The organism is Phycicoccus avicenniae (assembly GCF_050496545.1).
Classification (GTDB): domain Bacteria; phylum Actinomycetota; class Actinomycetes; order Actinomycetales; family Dermatophilaceae; genus Phycicoccus; species Phycicoccus avicenniae_A.
The window spans coordinates 51,203-67,980 of the sequence record NZ_JBNVZV010000024.1 but is presented as its reverse complement, the minus strand read 5'-3'; the positions used below and the strand labels follow the sequence as shown (position 1 = coordinate 67,980).

The 16,778-nt window shown below is 74.1% G+C and carries 16 protein-coding genes; 10 read left to right on the top strand and 6 right to left on the bottom strand.

Annotated features, from left to right (window positions below; translation table 11 throughout):
* The first annotated feature begins 282 nt into the window (after positions 1–282).
* Together ACQZ2A_RS17315 and ACQZ2A_RS17310 are read left to right on the top strand one after the other, a co-directional pair.
* Positions 283–1,770, top strand: a complete 1,488-nt coding sequence (locus ACQZ2A_RS17315) for a S1C family serine protease (RefSeq protein ID WP_430213612.1) — start codon at positions 283–285, stop codon at positions 1,768–1,770.
* A gap of 40 nt (positions 1,771–1,810) precedes the next feature.
* Complete coding sequence (locus ACQZ2A_RS17310; RefSeq protein ID WP_430213610.1) at positions 1,811–2,317, top strand: twin-arginine translocase TatA/TatE family subunit; 507 nt, start codon at positions 1,811–1,813, stop codon at positions 2,315–2,317.
* 10 nt (positions 2,318–2,327) lie between these two features.
* Here the strand turns inward: ACQZ2A_RS17310 and ACQZ2A_RS17305 are convergent, their stop codons facing one another.
* The 4 genes from ACQZ2A_RS17305 to ACQZ2A_RS17290 are packed head-to-tail and all read right to left on the bottom strand — an operon-like array spanning position 2,328 to position 5,926.
* A complete protein-coding gene (locus ACQZ2A_RS17305; protein ID WP_430213608.1) occupies positions 2,328–3,461 on the bottom strand; it encodes an Mrp/NBP35 family ATP-binding protein in 1,134 nt (377 codons plus the stop codon).
* A 10-nt stretch (positions 3,462–3,471) separates the two neighbouring features.
* A complete protein-coding gene (locus tag ACQZ2A_RS17300; RefSeq protein WP_430213607.1) occupies positions 3,472–4,029 on the bottom strand; it encodes a DUF1003 domain-containing protein in 558 nt (185 codons plus the stop codon).
* The gene (locus tag ACQZ2A_RS17295; RefSeq protein WP_430213605.1) at positions 4,022–5,317 is read right to left on the bottom strand and encodes a magnesium transporter MgtE N-terminal domain-containing protein; all 1,296 of its coding nucleotides are present in this window, start codon (positions 5,315–5,317) and stop codon (positions 4,022–4,024) included. The genes ACQZ2A_RS17300 and ACQZ2A_RS17295 overlap by 8 nt, the downstream gene beginning before the upstream one ends.
* 39 nt (positions 5,318–5,356) lie before the next feature.
* The gene (locus tag ACQZ2A_RS17290) at positions 5,357–5,926 is read right to left on the bottom strand and encodes a hypothetical protein (RefSeq protein ID WP_430213604.1); all 570 of its coding nucleotides are present in this window, start codon (positions 5,924–5,926) and stop codon (positions 5,357–5,359) included.
* A gap of 378 nt (positions 5,927–6,304) precedes the next feature.
* Between ACQZ2A_RS17290 and ACQZ2A_RS17285 the strand changes: the two genes are divergently transcribed.
* Both ACQZ2A_RS17285 and ACQZ2A_RS17280 read left to right on the top strand, forming a co-directional pair.
* Positions 6,305–7,036 (top strand): response regulator, encoded by a 732-nt coding sequence (locus ACQZ2A_RS17285; protein ID WP_430213603.1) that lies wholly within the window; start codon positions 6,305–6,307, stop codon positions 7,034–7,036.
* Positions 7,033–8,703, top strand: a complete 1,671-nt coding sequence (locus ACQZ2A_RS17280; RefSeq protein WP_430213602.1) for an ATP-binding protein — start codon at positions 7,033–7,035, stop codon at positions 8,701–8,703. Before ACQZ2A_RS17285 ends, ACQZ2A_RS17280 begins: the two co-directional genes overlap by 4 nt.
* A gap of 6 nt (positions 8,704–8,709) precedes the next feature.
* Here ACQZ2A_RS17280 and ACQZ2A_RS17275 read toward each other — a convergent pair whose 3' ends face one another.
* Positions 8,710–9,138, bottom strand: a complete 429-nt coding sequence (locus ACQZ2A_RS17275; protein WP_430213600.1) for a pyridoxamine 5'-phosphate oxidase family protein — start codon at positions 9,136–9,138, stop codon at positions 8,710–8,712.
* Between the two features lie 147 nt (positions 9,139–9,285).
* On the opposite strand from ACQZ2A_RS17275, the gene ACQZ2A_RS17270 reads away from it, so the two are divergent.
* The 6 genes from ACQZ2A_RS17270 to ACQZ2A_RS17245 all read left to right on the top strand — a co-directional run bounded on the left by ACQZ2A_RS17270 (position 9,286) and on the right by ACQZ2A_RS17245 (position 16,011).
* Positions 9,286–10,035, top strand: a complete 750-nt coding sequence (locus ACQZ2A_RS17270) for a helix-turn-helix transcriptional regulator (protein WP_430213598.1) — start codon at positions 9,286–9,288, stop codon at positions 10,033–10,035.
* A gap of 211 nt (positions 10,036–10,246) precedes the next feature.
* Complete coding sequence (locus ACQZ2A_RS17265) at positions 10,247–11,797, top strand: AMP-binding protein (protein WP_430213597.1); 1,551 nt, start codon at positions 10,247–10,249, stop codon at positions 11,795–11,797.
* Positions 11,798–11,928: 131 nt separating this feature from the next.
* Positions 11,929–12,915 carry an LLM class flavin-dependent oxidoreductase gene (locus tag ACQZ2A_RS17260; protein WP_430213595.1) on the top strand — a complete coding sequence of 329 codons (987 nt, stop codon included), beginning with the start codon at positions 11,929–11,931 and terminating at the stop codon, positions 12,913–12,915.
* A gap of 173 nt (positions 12,916–13,088) precedes the next feature.
* Positions 13,089–14,162 (top strand): HpcH/HpaI aldolase/citrate lyase family protein, encoded by a 1,074-nt coding sequence (locus ACQZ2A_RS17255; RefSeq protein ID WP_430213593.1) that lies wholly within the window; start codon positions 13,089–13,091, stop codon positions 14,160–14,162.
* Positions 14,159–15,025: an HpcH/HpaI aldolase/citrate lyase family protein gene (locus tag ACQZ2A_RS17250; protein WP_430213592.1), complete on the top strand. Its 867-nt coding sequence runs from the start codon at positions 14,159–14,161 to the stop codon at positions 15,023–15,025. The genes ACQZ2A_RS17255 and ACQZ2A_RS17250 overlap by 4 nt, the downstream gene beginning before the upstream one ends.
* Positions 15,026–15,129: 104 nt before the next feature.
* On the top strand, positions 15,130–16,011 hold the full coding sequence (locus ACQZ2A_RS17245) for a L,D-transpeptidase family protein (RefSeq protein ID WP_430213590.1): 882 nt from the start codon (positions 15,130–15,132) through the stop codon (positions 16,009–16,011).
* A 50-nt stretch (positions 16,012–16,061) separates the two neighbouring features.
* Here ACQZ2A_RS17245 and ACQZ2A_RS17240 read toward each other — a convergent pair whose 3' ends face one another.
* On the bottom strand, positions 16,062–16,667 hold the full coding sequence (locus ACQZ2A_RS17240; protein ID WP_430213588.1) for a hypothetical protein: 606 nt from the start codon (positions 16,665–16,667) through the stop codon (positions 16,062–16,064).
* Positions 16,668–16,778: the final 111 nt, after the last annotated feature.

The window sequence follows — 16,778 nt, the reverse complement described above, 5'->3', positions numbered from 1 at the left end:
CCCCCCCCCCCCCCCCCCCCCCCCCCCCCGCCCCCCCACCCCCCCCCCCCCCCCGGCCGGGGCCGCCGCGGCGGCCGGGGTCTCGGCGGCGGCCGCCTGGAGCCTGACCGTCATCGGCGCTCCGGTGGCCCCGCGCCAGGGCGTCGTCTCCGGCGCCAGCACGCCCGCGGCCACCGCGCAGCGTCCGGTCTCGCCGCTCGCGGCGAGCGCCGTCGTGTCCGTCCGGTGGACCACGGGCCCCTCCGCGCCCGGTCCGACCGGGCAGCGGGCAGAATCGACCCCATGAGCGAACGGGAGCCCGGGACCGAGGACTGGCAGCCCTGGGACCGGGGCGGGCGCGGCGACGCCCCCGAGCCCGCTGCCGGCAGCGCCCCCGCGGGCGCCGAGCCGGCGCCGTCCGGCGAGACCGCCGCCGACCCGGCTCCCGCCGAGCAGCCCGTCACCGAGCCCGTCCCGGTCCAGGAGCCGCCCGCCGAGCCCGTGTGGGCCAGTGCCGGGCGCGCCGAGCAGACCGCCGAGTACCCGCCCTACGAGCCGCCTCCCCCCGCACCGGCGCCCGCGCCGCAGCCGGCGCCGGCGTACCCGCCGATCGGCGGCTCGTGGCAGGCCGCGCCCCAGGGTCCGCCGCCGCCCACGACCGGCCACCTGTCCGCCCCCGAGCCCAATCGTCGGCGCGGTCCCGGTTGGGGTGCGCTGGTCGGCGCCACCGTGGCGGCGGCCCTCGTCGCGGGCACCGGCGGCGGCATCGTCGGTGGCTACCTCGCCGACCGCGGCACCGGCACCGGCTCCGGCGGCTCGGTCGCCGCCCCGACCCCCGGCGCCGGCGCGACGGCGCGCCCGCAGGGGTCGGTGGCCAACATCGCGGCCACCGCGCTGCCGAGCGTGGTCACCCTGCGCGTCGAGGGCGCCGACGGCGGCGCCACGGGGTCCGGATGGGTCTACGACGACCGGGGACACGTCGTCACGAACAACCACGTCGTCGCGGGCGCGAGCGCCGGCGAGACGATCACCGTGGTGCTCTCCGACGGTCGCCAGGTCGACGGCAAGGTCGTCGGCCGCGACGCCTCCTACGACCTCGCCGTCGTCAAGGTCGACGGTGCCTCGCTGGCGGCGCTGGCCGTCGGCCGTTCCGCCGACGTCGTCGTCGGGGACCAGGTCATCGCGGTCGGCGCACCGCTCGGCCTCGACTCCACCGTGACCAGTGGCATCGTCAGCGCGCTCGACCGGCCGGTGACGCCGGGCGAGCAGGACGACCAGTCATTCATCAACGCCATCCAGACCGATGCCGCCATCAACCCGGGCAACTCCGGAGGCCCACTGCTCGACATGCGCGGGCAGGTCATCGGGGTGAACTCGGCCATCGCCCGGGTGCCCGGCAGCTCCCTGAGCGGCCAGAGCGGCAACATCGGGGTCGGGTTCGCCATCCCCAGCGACCAGGTGCGCACGACGGTCGACCAGCTGATCGCCACCGGCAAGGCCGAGCACCCCGTCATCGGGGTCTACCTCGACAGCTCCTACGAGGGCGAGGGGGTGCGCATCGCCGACGACGGCCCGAACGGCGCGCCCGCCGTTAACCCCGACGGTCCGGCCGACAAGGCGGGCCTGGAGGCGGGCGACGTCATCGTGGCCTTCGAGGGCAAGCCGATCACCGACGACGGCGAGCTGATCGTCAAGATCCGTTCCCGCAAGGTCGGCGACTCGGTCAAGCTCTCCGTGCGTCGCGACGGACGGGTCCGGGATGTCACGATGGTCCTCCAGGGGTCCGAGTGACGCGCTGCCCCGCAGTGCGCGAGGAGAGGAGCGTGACGCCGTGCTCGGCGTGAACGGGTGGGAGATCGTCCTCCTCGCGCTCATCGCGGTCTTCGTCCTCGGTCCCGACAAGCTCCCCGAGTACGCGGCCAAGCTGGCGCACGGCATCCGCAAGCTGCGGGTGATGGCCGAGGGCGCCAAGGACTCGCTGCGCGACCAGCTCGGCCCGGAGTACGAGGACATCAACTGGCGCCAGTACGACCCGCGCCAGTACGACCCGCGCCGGATCGTGCGCGAGGCCCTGCTCGAGCCCCTCGACGACGCCGTGGCGCCGATCCGCGGCGAGATCGACTCGGTGCGCGAGGCGGGCCGGCTGCGCAAGGGCGCCACCGTCGGGGCCGGAGCCGGGGCCGCGGTGGCGGCCGGTGACCCGGTGGACGTCGTCGACGACGACCCCTACGCCGCCACCGCGATCGACGAGGTCGCCGACGAGGACTACCGGCCCTGGGTCGCGCCCCAGACCTTCGACCCGGGCCTCCCGACGCCGTACGACACCGACGCCACCTGAGGCGGGACGGTCAGCGGCCGACGGGGGAGAGGCCGAGCGAACGGCCGGCCAGCCCGCGCGAGCGCGTGGCGAGGCCCTTGGCGATGCCCCGGAGGGCAACGGCCGCAGGGGAGTCCGGCTCGCCGAGGACGACCGGCATCCCCTGGTCGGCCCCCACCCGCAGGCGGGTGTCGAGCGGGATCTGGCCGAGCAGCGGCACCTCGGAGCCGATCGAGCGGGTCAGCGACTCGGCGACCTCGCGCCCGCCACCGGAGCCGAAGATCTCCTCGCGCGTGCCGTCGGGCAGCTCGAGCCAGCTCATGTTCTCGATGACGCCGGCGAGGCGCTGGTGGGTCTGCAGCGCGATCGAGCCGGCGCGCTCGGCGACCTCGGCGGCGGCCTGCTGCGGCGTGGTGACGACGAGGATCTCGGCGCCCGGCACGAGCTGCGCGACGGAGATCGCGATGTCGCCGGTGCCCGGGGGCAGGTCGAGGAGGAGGACGTCGAGGTCGCCCCAGAAGACGTCGGCGAGGAACTGCTGCAGGGCGCGGTGGAGCATCGGGCCGCGCCACACGACGGGCTGGTTGCCGGGGACGAACATCCCGATCGAGATGACCCGCACGTCGTGGCTGACCGGCGGCATGATCATGTCGTCGACCTGGGTCGGCTTGTGCTCGACGCCGAGCATCCGGGGGATCGAGAAGCCGTAGATGTCGGCGTCGACGACGCCGACCGAGAGGCCCTCCTGCGCGAGCGAGGCGGCCAGGTTCGCGGTGACCGAGCTCTTGCCGACCCCACCCTTGCCGGAGGCGACGGCGTAGACGCGGGTCAGCGAGCCGGGCTTGGCGAACGGCACCTCGCGCTCGGCGACGCCGCCGCGGAGCTTCGTCTTCAGCTCGCCGCGCTGCTCGTCGCTCATGACGCCGAGGGTGACGGCGACGTCGGTGACGCCCTCGACCCTCGAGAGCGCGGCCGTGGTGTCACCGGTCAGCTTGTCCTTGAGCGGGCAGGCGGCCACGGTGAGCAGGATGGTGACCGCCACGCGGCCGTCGTCGTCGCAGGTGAGGTCGCCGACCATCCCCAGCTCGGTGACGGGTCGCCGGATCTCGGGGTCGATGACCGTCTCGAGGGCGGCGTGGAGGGCGGTGGTGCTGACCTGCGGCATGCCCTCGAGTCTAGGTCGGCGCCGGCCGATCGCCGTCGTCGGGGCGCTCGTCCGTGGCGGGGGTCACGACGGCGAGCCCGCGCTCCTCCATCTCGTCGAGCAGGTCACGCAGCTCGCTGCGCACGAAGTCGCGGGTGGCCATGTCGCGCAGGGCGATGCGCAGGGCGGCGACCTCGCGGGTCAGGAACTCGGTGTCGGCGAGGTTGCGCTCGTCGCGGGAGCGGTCCTGCTCGGTGGCCACGCGGTCGCGGTCGGCCTGCCGGTTCTGCGCGAGGAGGATGAGGGGCGCGGCGTAGGAGGCCTGGAGCGAGAGGATGAGCGTGAGCAGCGTGTAGTTGAGCGCGCGGGGGTCGAACTGGGCGGCGTCGGGCAGGAAGGTGTTCCAGGCCAGCCAGACGACGACGAAGACCGTCATCCCGATGAGGAAGTACGCCGTGCCCATGAACCGGGCGAACTTCTCGGAGATGACGCCGAAGGCCTCGCCGGAGAACGCCGCGGGCAGGGTGAGACGGCGGCGGGTGCTCTCGCGCGGCTGGTCGATGCGGGCGCGGCGCTCGCGCTCAGCCACGGGTCACCTCCTCGTGGGTGACGACGTCGTGGCGCTCCTCGCGCCAGTCGTCGGGAAGGATGTGGTCGAGGACGTCGTCGACCGTCACCGCGCCGAGCAGGTGCCCCTCCTCGTCGACGATCGGCATCCCGACGAGGTCGTAGGTCGCCAGCGTGCGCGTGACCTGACCCAGGCTCGCGGTCGGCAGCAGCGGCTCGACGTCCTTGTCGAGGATGCTCCCGATGGCCGCGTGCGGCGGGTCGCGCAGCAGCCGCTGGATGTGGACGATGCCGAGGAACTTCCCCGTGGGGGTCTCCAGCGGCGGCCGGCAGACGAAGACCGTGCAGGCCAGCGCGGTCGAGAGCTCCTGGCGGCGCACGACGGCCAGGGCCTCGGCGATGGAGGCCTCGGGCCCGAGGATGACCGGCTCGGTGGTCATCAGGCCGCCGGCGGTGTTCTCGTCGTAGGTGAGGAGCCGGCGCAGGTCGGCGGCCTCGTCGGGCTGCATCTTGGCGAGCAGCTCCTCCTGGCGCTCGGGCGGCAGCTCGGAGAGCAGGTCGGCGGCGTCGTCGGGCTCCATCGCCTCGAGGACGTCGGCGGCGCGGGAGACCTCGAGCCCGACGAGGATCTCGACCTGGTCGTCCTCGGGCAGCTCCTCGATGACGTCGGCGAGGCGCTCGTCGGCGAGGGCGGCGGCCACCTCGGCACGACGCTGCGGGCTGAGGTCGTGGATGACCTCGGCGAGGTCGGCGGGCTTGAGGTCCTCGTAGGTCTCGAGGAGCTTGGCGGCGCCCTGGCCCTCGCTGGGGTCCCGCAGGCCGACGACGTCCTCGATGGGGGCCACGTAGGTCTCGCCGCGGCGCCGGCCGATGCCCAGCCGGCCGGGGCGCGAGGCCGAGAAGCGGACCGCCGCCCGGGTGACCCCCCAGCCGCGCGGGCCGAGCTGCTCGATCCCGACGTCCTGCACGGTGGCACCGACGACGTCGCCGGAGTCGACGCGCACCTGCACCGCGCGCTCGAAGAGCTCGGCGACGACGAGGGTCTCGTTGGGGCGCTGCTCGAAGCGGCGCATGTTGACCAGCCCGGTCGTGATGACCTGGCCGCCCTCGACGCTCGTGACGCGGGTCATCGGGACGAAGACGCGGCGGCGGCCGGGCACCTCGACGACGAGGCCGATGACGCGCGGGCGGCTGCGGCTGGCGCTGAAGGTGACGACGACGTCGCGGACCCGGCCGACCTTGTCACCGAGCGGGTCGAAGACGTCCAGCTCGGACAGGCGGCCGACGAAGGCGCGGGTCGGCGTGCTCACGCCCGACAGGCTATCGGCCGCCCGGGCCGGTGCCGACGCTCAGGCGGTCGTGTTGCGGCGGGCGCCGGCCCGCCCGCGCCAGTGCCACGGCCGCCATCCGGTGGTCGTGCCCGCGGCGGGGCGCACGGGGGCCGCGCCGGAGGCGTCGTCGTGCTGCCCGGGGGACTCGATCGGCCGGCCGTGCGGGCGCAGGACGTGGAGGGTGCAGCCCTGCCGCCAGCGCTCGACGACGTCGCCGGTGCCGTTGAGCCGCTCGGGGCGCAGCACCTCGGCCGCGGCCTCCCACGCCGCGGTGCCGGGGGCCAGCTCCTCGGCGGTGGCGCGCATCGTGAGCAGGCGTCCGCCGGTGTCCTTGCTGCGCAGCACGACCTCGACGTGCTCGGGCAGCCAGGGGAGGTCCTGCTCGCCGGGGCCGGAGACGACGTAGGCCGCCGGCCCGGTGCCGCGCTCGTCGCCGTCGTCGTGCCAGACGTGCCACACCGCGCGGGTCTCGCCGCCGGGGACGCAGACCCACAGCAGGCCGGATTTGCTCGCGGCCTCGTGGACCAGCCGGGTGACGTCGGGGCCGCGCGCCGCGTCGGTGGCCTCCGCGCTCGCCTCCTCGGACATGGCGGCACTCTCCCACACGGCGGGGCCTCGTGGGTCGGTGCTCCTGCGAGGGCAGGGACCCGTCACGGTGGCGCCGGGGAACCTGCTCGACGCTCGACTCCTCACCCGCCGGCTACGAGCACGGGTGGACCGCGCTGTCCGACGTCGTACCGGCGCCGAGGTCGCTGGAAGTCGCTCTGACCCGCCTCCGGTCCGGTCGGTCCGGCGCGCACCGGGGTCGTGGCCACGACGTCCGAGTGCTCCCGATGCTGGGCCATGGCCCAGGGTTCGGAGCATCCGGACGTCGTCGCAGGAGCTTCTGCGGCATCGAGCACGATCTGTGGCATCCCCGTGCCGCGACTGCTGGGCCGGGGCGCCTCCCGTGTGGTTCCATCGCGCATGGAGTCCGCAGCGCAGCGGCGTGCCCCGGCCGACGGTCCGGTGGTCCTCGTCGTCGATGACGACGAGGCCGTGCGCACGGTCGTGCGCTGGCAGCTGGAGGACGACGGCTTCCGCACGGTCGAGGCCGAGGACGGGCCGGCGGCGCTGCGGCGGATCCGGGACGACCGGCCGGCGCTGGTCGTGCTCGACCTCTCCCTCCCCGGCCTCGGCGGGCTCGACCTCCTGCGCACGTTGCGCGGCGGCGGAGCCGGCCGCTCCGACACCCCCGTCATCGTGCTGTCGGGCCGCAACGGCGAGAGCGACCGGATAGTCGGCCTGGACCTCGGCGCCGACGACTACCTCGTGAAGCCGTTCTCGCCCGGCGAGCTCGCCGCCAGGGTGCGCTCGGTCCTGCGGCGGGCCAGCCCCGAGGTGGCCGGTGACGCCGTCACCGTCGGCACGCTCCGGGTCGAGCCGTCCACCCGGCGGGTCGTCCTCGACGGCACCGACGTCGACCTCACGCCCAAGGAGTTCGACCTCATCGCCTTCCTCGTGACCCACCCGCGGCAGGTGTTCACGCGTGGCCAGCTCCTCGACCGCGTGTGGAGCTCGTCCTCGGAGTGGCTGGGCGAGGCGACCGTCACCGAGCACGTGCACCGGCTGCGGCTCAAGCTCGAGGCCGACCCCACCCGCCCGACGCTCCTGCTCACGGTGCGCGGCGTCGGCTACCAGCTGAGCGACCGGCCGTGAGCGCGGCGGGCCTGCCCGAGCCGGGGGACGTGCTGCGCCCGGACGACGTCCGCGAGGTGCTCGAGCGCCAGACCGAGCTGCTCGAGCTGGTCGCCGCCGCGGCGCCGCTGCGCGACGTCCTCGACCGCGTGCTCGTCTCGCTCGAGGAGCTCATCCCCGGTGCGCGGTGCTCAGTGCTGCTCCTCGACCGCGACGCCGGCACGCTCCACCACGGCGCGGCCCCGAGCCTGCCGGCCCCGTACGTCGCGGCCATCGACGGCCTGCCCATCGGCGACGGGGCGGGGTCGTGCGGCACGGCGGCGGCGCTCAACACGGCGGTCGTCGCCCACGACGTGCGCACCGACGCCCGATGGGTCGCCTACCGTCCCGCCGCCGAGGCCGCCGGCCTGCGCAGCTGCTGGTCCACCCCCATCGACGGGCGGGACGGGCTGCCCGTCGGCACCTTCGCCGTCTACCACCCGCATCCGCACCGGCCGTCCGCGCGCGAGGCCCTGCTCGTCGAGCGGTTCACCCACCTCGCGTCGGTCGCCATCGAGCACGCCGACGCCCTCGGCGAGCTCGTCGAGAGCGAGGAGCGCTTCCGCCGCTCCTTCGACGACAACTCGCTCGGGATGGCCATCGTCGGCCTCGACGGACGCGTCGTCACGGCGAACACCGCCCTCGCGGCGGGCCTGGGCGATGCGCAGGATGAGCTCACCGGCCGGCTGCTGGCCGACCTCCTCGTCCCGACCGAGGGGTCGCTCGCCGAGCGGCTCGGGACGCTGGACCACCGGGGGACGGGGCCCGTCGTCTTCGAGGCCACGCTGCTGCGGCCCTCGGGCCGGGCCGCCCGGGTCGAGGTCACGGTCTCGCTCGTCCACGGCCGCGACGGCGGGCCGGCCCAGTACGTCGTCAACGTCTTCGACCTCACCGAGCGCCGGGCCGCCGAGCAGCACCTCTGGGCCCGGCTCGAGGCCGAGACGGCGCGACGCACCGCCGAGCAGCTGCTCCACGAGCGCTCGGCGCTGCTCGCCGCCGTCGGGCACGAGGCGCGCACCCCCATCCAGGCCGTCGTCGGCTTCGCGGAGCTGCTCGGCACGATCGAGCTCGACGAGGCGCAGCGCCGCGAGGCCCTCGACCACATCGGCGCCGCCGCCGGCCACGTCATGGACCTGCTGTCCGACGTCCTCGACCTCAGCCGGCTCGAGGCCGGGGCGCTGAGCGTCGAGCCCGTGCCGGTGCGCGTCGGCGACGTGGTCGCCGAGGTCCTCGGGCTGCTCACCCCGGTCGCCTCCCGTCGCGAGGTGACGCTGGCCGCACACGTCGGCGACGAGGTGGTCCTGGCCGACCCCCTGCGGCTGCGCCAGGTGCTCCTCAACCTCGTCGGCAACGCCGTGCGGCACGGCGCCTTCGGCGGGCTCGTCGCGGTCCGGTGCCGCCCGGCCGAGGAGGGGCACGTCCTGCTCTGCGTCGACGACGACGGGCCGGGCATCCCGCCGGAGGTGCTGCCGCGGCTCTTCACCCCGTTCGTCCGGGCGAGCACGGCGGGTGGTGACGGCGAGGACGGCAGCATCGGGCTCGGCCTCGGCCTGGCGCACGGGCTCGTCGAGGCGATGGGTGGCGAGCTGGCGGTCGGCTCGAGCTCGCCGGCGGGGACCTCGATGGTCGTGCGGCTGCCCGTGCCGTGACACCGCTCAGGCGTCCTCGGAGGCCGCCCAGCCGGTGATGCCCACGACCCGGCAGACGAGGATGCGGTGGAAGGGCTGGTCGGCGTACTGCGGCACCGTGCGCGCCAGGCGCTCACCGAGGTCGTCGGTCAGTTCCGCCGGTGGGTCCGGCACGTGCTCCAGCTGCGCCCGGACCCACCACAGCCGCGACCAGTCCTCGGTCTCCCAGTGCTCGACGAGCAGGGAGCCGCGCGGGTCGGCATCGAGGTTGTCCTCGCGCCGCAGCCGCGAGGAGGACTTCGGCTTCACGCGGTCGATGGGCACGCCGACGTGCTCGCCGCTCAGGGCGAAGACCACCGGCTGGGGGTCGGGGCCGCGCTCGGGGTGCAGGGTCACGAGCACGCCGTGCACCTCGGCGGCCAACCGGGCGCGGGCCTCGTCGGGGTCGAGCTTCATGACCGTCTCCTCGCTCCGGAGGGCGGCACCGACGACGCCCTCGCGCGCTCAGGCTAGGACGCGCTCCTCATCGGACCCTCAACGCATCGTGCGGCCGGCGGCGGGCATACTCGCGGGGACGGAGCACGCACGGGACGGAGGATCGCGATGGCCGGCAGGACGTGGCCCGGGTCCCGCTTCGCACCGGCGCAGCGCGCGGCCGTGATGGACGCCGGGATGGCCCTGTGGGCGGCCCGGACCCGGCTGTGCCAAGAGCTCGCGGAGGGCACCGCCCGCGACGTCCGCATCGGTGCCGTGGGGAACGACGTCAACGAGTGGCTGACCGACGAGGCGAGGACCTGGAGCCACCTGCTGTCGGTGCGCCCGACCGCGACGCCCGCGCAGCTGCGGATGAGCCTCCCGGGCAACCGCGAGCTCGTGCGGCGCGGGCTGCGGATGGTCAGCGTCTTCGACTACGAGCGGCTCGACGAGGAGTGCCGCCGGATGCTCGTCGCCGAGTCGGTGGGCGACTACCTCTTCGCCGTGGCCGACCTCCAGATGAAGGTCATCGACCACGAGCGCGTCCTCCTCGAGGGCCCGGCGGTGGACGGCAGCTTCTCGGTGATGGTGACGCGCTCGCCGCAGGTGCTCGACCTCGCGATGCGGTACTGGAACGCGGTGCTCGCCTCGGCCTTCGGGTGCGGCCGCGAGCGGGCCGAGGTCTCGCACCTCACCGACCGCCAGCTCCAGGTGGTCGGGCTGATGCAGACCGGGATGACCGACGAGGCCATCGCCCGGCACCTCGAGGTGAGCGTGCGCACCGTGCGCTCCGACGTGGCACGCATCCTCGACGCCCTCGAGGTGCGCTCGCGCTTCTCGGCCGGGTTCCGCCTCGGCCGCGGCGGCGTCACGGGCTGACCGCCCGGTCGGTCGCCCTGTTCCCGTCCTGCGTTGCAGGTTGCTGCAACCCGTTTCCCTGACCCGCGACGCCCCGGGCAGCATGGTGATCGTCTGCGCCGGGGCCGACCCTGCGGGAGGAGGGGCCCGCGGGGAACGGCGCCCATCATCATCGGATCAACGCGGGCTCCGGTGTCTTGACGGCCGGCCCGGGCGCGGCGAGGTTGGGGGCATGAACCTCGCGACGTGGGTGGAGCGTAACGGGCGGCGGCTGCGGGGACGCCCCGCCACCGCCGTCGGCGACGAGGTGCGCGGCACCTGGGACGAGGTGGCCGCCCGCGTGGCGTCGGTCGCCGGGGCGATGCGCGGCCCGCTCGGGCTGGAGCCGGGGGACCGGGTGGCCATCGTGATGGGCAACCGGCCCGAGTACCTCGAGGTCCAGTTCGCCGCGTGGCACGCCGGGCTGGTCGCGGTGCCCGTCAACGCGCGCCTGCACCGCGAGGAGGTCGCGTACGTGCTCGAGCACAGCGGCACCGCGGTGGTCGTCGTGGACGAGGAGCACGCCGAGGTGGTCGCCCCCCTGGTCGAGCGCCTCGACGGGCTGCGCCGCATGGTGGTGGTGCCGGGCGGCGACTGGGTCGAGCTCCTCTATGCCGATCCGATACCGTTGCAGGAGAGAGCATCCGATGACCCCGCGTGGCTCTTCTACACGAGCGGCACCACCGGGCGGCCGAAGGGTGCCACGCTGACCCACGGCAACCTGCTCATGGCCTCGCTCAGCTACTTCGCCGACATCTCGGCGGTGGGGGACCGTGACGCGGTGCTGCACGCCGCTCCGCTCTCGCACGGCTCCGGGCTCTACGGGCTGCCGCACGTCGCCAAGGGTGCGGTGAGCGTCTTCCCCGCCTCGGGTGCGCTCGACGGCACCGAGCTGCTCGCGCTGGTGCGGCGCTGGCCGGGGCTCTCGTTCTTCGCGGCGCCCATCATGGTCAAGCGGCTCGCGACCGACCCGGCGCTGGCCGGCGCCGACCTCTCGGGCCTCGGCACGATCATCTACGGCGGCGCGCCGATGTACCTCGCCGACCTCGAGGAGGCGCTCGCGACGTTCGGGCCCCGGCTCGCGCAGATCTACGGCCAGGGCGAGACGCCGATGACCATCACGGGCCTGTCGCGGGCCGACCACGCCGAGACCGACCACCCGAGGTGGCGCGAGCGGATGGCGGGAGTCGGGTTCCCCCGCACCGACGTCGAGGTGCGGGTCGTCGACGCCGACGACCGCCCCCTGCCGCCCGGGGAGGCCGGGGAGGTCCTCGTCCGCGGCCCGGTCGTCATGGCCGGCTACTGGGAGCAGCCCGGGGCCACGGAGGAGACCCTGCGCGGCGGGTGGCTGCACACCGGCGACGTCGGCAGCCTCGACGACGACGGCTACCTCACCCTGCACGACCGCTCCAAGGACCTCGTCATCAGCGGGGGGATGAACATCTACCCGCGTGAGGTCGAGGAGGCGCTGATGACCCATCCCGGGGTCCAGTCCGTCGCCGTCGTCGGGAAGCCGGACCCGGAGTGGGGGGAGTCGGTCGTCGCCTTCGTCGTCCTCGGCGGTGACGGCAGCAGCCCGACCGCCGAGGACCTCGACCGCACCTGCCTCGAGCGGATCGCCCGCTTCAAGCGGCCCAAGGAGTACCACCTCGTCGACGCGCTGCCGACGAACAACTACGGCAAGGTCCTCAAGCGCGAGCTGCGGACCTGGCTGGAGGAGGGCACGGTGCCGGAGCGGCGTTGAGGAAACCATGAGGAGGGGACCTCTTGTCAGGCTTCGGCACACCGTGTTTCGTGGGAGACGTGGTCGACGCGGACCCTCGACCGGGGTCCGTGCCCCGGCCCGGCCACGACCCGTGAGGAGATGTGTGACCGATGAAGCTCGCGCTCTACCTGCCCAACTTCCGCAACCACGTGACCGTCAAGGAGCTCGAGGACCTCACCGACCTCGCCGAGGAGCTCGACTTCGACTCGGTCTGGACCCTCGACCGGATCATCGTGCCGGAGGCCTCGGACCGCGGTGAGCTGCAGTACCCGTTCGGGATGATGGAGCAGTTCCCGCCGCAGATGCCCGTCGAGTCCAAGGGCAAGTGGTTCCAGGGCTGGCCGCTGCTGCCGTGGCTCGCCGCGCGCACCTCGAAGCTCCGCATCGGCATGAGCATCACGGACACGCCGTACCGCTCGCCCGGTGTCTTCGCCGCCGAGTGCGCGACCATCGACCACCTCTCCGGCGGACGGCTCAACGTCGGCATCGGCGCCGGCTGGATGCCCGAGGAGTTCGACGCCGCGAGCGCCACCCACCTCTTCCCGCGGCGGCACGCCCACGTCCGCGAGACGATCGAGATCTGCCAGGGCATCTGGGCCAACGAGACCTTCGAGTACCACGGCGAGTTCGCCGACTTCGCGCCCTCGGGCTTCGGCCACCAGCCGCTGCAGCGGCCCGGCCCGCCGATCTTCTTCAGCGGCCTGAAGGACCCCAAGCGCTCGGCGCGGCGGGTCTCGAAGTACGGCCTCGCCGGCTGGATCGGTATCCAGGACACGCCTCGCGAGCTCGCCGAGTGGCGCGCCGCCATCGCCCAGGAGCTCGAGGCGCTCGGGAAGTCGATCGACGACCTCGAGATGAGCAGCATGATCTGGTTCACGATCACCGACACCGAGACCGACCAGACCGACAACCGGAAGCTGACCAACATCCTCGTCGGCACCGAGCAGCAGATCACCGACCGGCTCAAGGCGTACAAGGAGGCGGGCCTGACCATGCCGCTGCTCTGGCCGCCCTTCGCCGACGTGCCGGTGTCCAAGACGCTGGATGACCTCAAGCGCCTCAAGAACGACATCATGCCGAAGGTCGAGGCCTCCTGACGGCCGCTCCGGCCACCCCCGGACGCGCGGGTGGGTGACGCGCTCTCGCTCGCCCACCCGCGCTTCCGTGCCCGCCGCGGCGTGGGTCACACCGTGACCTGGCTCATGCGGGGGCGGCGCCTCCCGCTGCTAGCGTCCGACGCGACCGTGCACCCGCCTCGGAAGGCTCGATGATGCGCAGCGCCAAGGACTTCTTCGCCCCCCTCGCCGTGGGGGCGCCGTCGCCGCTCCGGGAGGTGCCCGCCCGCCCGAGCCGGATGATCCACTTCTTCGACCCGAGCAACCCGAAGATGGCCGCGAAGGTCCCCGACATGGTCGGCACGGTCGACGTGCTGCTGGGCAACCTCGAGGACGCCGTCAAGGCCGAGAACAAGGAGGCGGCACGGCAGGGGCTGGTCGACATCGCGCAGGCCACCGACCTCGGCGAGCACACCCAGCTCTGGACGCGCGTCAACGCCCTCGACAGCCCGTGGGCCCTGGACGACCTCACGACCCTGGTCACCGAGATCGGCGACCGGCTCGACGTCGTCATGGTCCCCAAGGTGCAGGGACCCGAGGACATCCACTACGTCGACCGCCTGCTCGCCCAGCTCGAGGCGAAGGCCGGTGTGCAGCGCCCGATCCTGGTCCACGCGATCCTCGAGACGGCGCGCGGCATGGCCAACGTCGAGGCCATCGCCGGGGCGAGCCCGCGGATGCAGGGCATCAGCCTCGGCCCGGCCGACCTCGCCGCCGACCGCCGGATGAAGACCACCCGTGTGGGCGGTGGCCACCCCGGCTACCTCGTGCGCCAGGACCCGCAGGGCGGCGACGTCGACGGCCCGCGCGCGGTCTTCCAGCAGGACCTGTGGCACTACACGATTGCCCGGATGGTCGACGCCTGCGCGATGCACGGGATCTTCCCGTACTACGGCCCCTTCGGGGACATCAAGGACGTCGTCGCCTGCGAGGACCAGTTCCGCAACGCCTTCCTCCTCGGCTGCGTCGGCACGTGGACGCTGCACCCGGTGCAGATCGCCATCGCGAAGAAGGTCTTCAGCCCGTCCGCCGAGGACGTCGCCCACGCGCGACGGGTCAAGGAGGCGATGGGCGACGGCACCGGTGCGGTGATGCTCGACGGGAAGATGGAGGACGACGCGAGCCTCAAGCAGTGCCTCGTCATCCTCGAGCTCGCGGACCGGTTGTCCGCCAACGACCCCGAGCTCGCCGAGCTCTACGCCCCGAGCGCGACGGAGGCCGGCGCGTGAGCGAGGACCTGCGCCCCCGCCGCTCGGTGCTCTACATGCCGAGCAGCAACGAGCGGGCCCTCGAGAAGGCCAAGTCGCTGCCGGTCGACGGGCTGATCCTCGACCTCGAGGACGCCGTCGCCCCGGATGCCAAGCCGGCTGCCCGCGAGAACGCCTGCGCCGCAGCGGCATCGGGGGAGTACGGGTACCGCGAGGTCACCATCCGGGTCAACGGGCTCGGCACCGAGTGGCACGACGCGGACCTCGAGGCCGCCTGTGCCGCAGGGCCGGACGGCATCGTCGTGCCCAAGGTGGGCTCGGCGGACGAGGTGCACCGGCTGGTCGACGCGATGGAGCGCTTCGGCGCCCCGGACCGGACGCGCCTGTGGGCGATGATCGAGACTCCGGGTGCCGTGCTCGACGCCCGGACCATCGCGTCCGCCTCCGACCGGCTGGCCGTGCTCGTCCTCGGCACCAACGACCTCGTCAAGGAGCTGCGCGCGCGGTTCGTCCCGGGGCGGGCGCCGCTGCTGACCTCGCTCGCGCTCGTCGTCCTCGGGGCGCGCGACGCCGGGGTGGCCGTCCTCGACGGGGTCTACAACGACGTCAAGGACCTCGACGGCTTCGCGGAGGAGTGCCGCCAGGGCCGCGAGCTCGGTTTCGACGGCAAGACGCTCATCCACCCGGGCCAGGTCGAGCCGTGCAACGCGGTGTTCTCGCCGTCCGCCGAGGAGGTCGAGGACGCCCACGGGCTCCTCGAGGCCTGGGAGGCCGGCGCCGGCAGCGGGGTCGTCACGTACAAGGGGCGGATGGTCGAGAACCTCCACGTGGAGGTGGCGCGCGGCGTGCTGGCCACCGACGAGGCGGTCCGCGCCCGCTCCTGAGCCGCGAGCGGACCCGTCGTCGCCGCGTCGCTGCACAACGATGCGGTCACGGTGCCGCGCGTCGGTTTGCGGCGAGGGCCCCGCGTGCCGTCTCGTGGGAGGCGATGAGCAGCAGCCCGACCCGCGTCACCGTCCTCGCCGCCGTCACCCTCGCGGTGGCGACGGCGCTCTCGGGCTGCGCGCAGGTCGAGCAGTGGACGGGTGCGGCGCCCGCGGCCCCGAGCAGCCCGACCGCGGCCTCGCCGGACCCGGAGCTGACCCCGGTCCCGACGACCCCGAGCGTCCCCACGCCCGCGCCCGCTCCCACGACGCCGTCGGCCACGCCCACCCCGTCGAGCAGCCCGTCGACGAGCCCGACGCTGACGCCCTCGCCGACGCCGACGAAGCCCCGGACGACGATGCGCTACGGGGACAGCGGCAAGGACGTGCTGGCGCTGCAGCGGCGGCTCACGGACCTCGGGTACTGGCTCGGGGAGCCCGACGGCAGCTTCGGCTCATTGACCCAGCAGGCGGTCTTCGCCCTCCAGAAGGCGGCCGGCATCTCGCGTGACGGCGTCGTCGGCCCGCGCTCGAAGAAGGCGCTGGCAGACGGCGTCCGGCCGCGGAACCAGCTGTCCGGCAACGGGGTCGAGATCGACCTCGACCGCCAGCTGCTCATGGTCGTGCGCGGCGGGAGCCCGGCCATCATCCTCAACACCTCGACCGGGAGCGGCGAGGAGTACACCTCGTCGGCGGGACGCCCCGCCATCGCCACGACGCCGCGCGGCTCGTTCACGGTGTTCCGGCAGGTCGACGGGCAGGACGACAGCAAGCTCGGCGTCCTGTGGCGGCCCAAGTACTTCCACCGCGGGTGGGCGGTGCACGGGTCGCCGAGCATCCCGCCGTACCCGGCGTCGCACGGGTGCGCGCGGGTCAGCAACTCCGCGATGGACATGCTGTGGTCCGGCGGCTGGCTGCCGATCGGCACCCGCGTCCTCGTCCGCTGACGAGGGCCGGCCGGGTCGCCCCGGCCGGCCCCGACGGTGCCACGAGGGCATCAGGTGATGGGCGGGACGTCGTGCAGCGTCAGTCGGCCCACGAGGGTGACGTGGTACGCGAGCCGGTGGATGATCGCGTCGGTGTCGCGGACGACGACGTCGGCGTGCACCCCGGCGAACAGCTGCTGGCGCTGCACCCCGAAGGCGTCGGTCTCCGTCCGGAACGGGGCGGGGCGCCACGCGTCGACGCCGTGGCCGGAGTTGTTCGCGACGTTGCGGTTGAAGTTCGTGGCCGTCGTGACGTGCGGCGCCCACTGCTCGAGCTCGAAGAGCCAGTTGCGGCCCCCGCTGCGAGCCCCCATCCACGAGGCGGCCCACTCCAGCGCCGGGGTGAAGTGCGGCGTGAAGGAGACGGTCTCGTAGCGCCACGCGCTCTGGCTCGTGCCCTGGACGTCGCAGAACACGACGCCGGTGAGGGTCAGCTGCCACAGCTGGTTGCTCGGGTAGGGGACGTCCAGCTCGGCCGCGGGTGTGAGGTCGACCTCGGCGACGTCGCCGGGGACGTGGTGCGGGCCGGCCGTGATGACCGGCGGGCGGAGCCGCGTGGGGCGGCTGACGGGGACGATGGTCCAGTTCTGGCCTGCGTAGGCGTCGAGGTCGATCATGACGGGTCCTTCGGGTCGGCCCGGTCACGGCCGGGCGGTCGGCGAGGGCGGAAGCGCCTCTCCCTCAGCGTCGGTCGCGCCGCGTCCCGCGCGCCACGGACACCGTCCCGC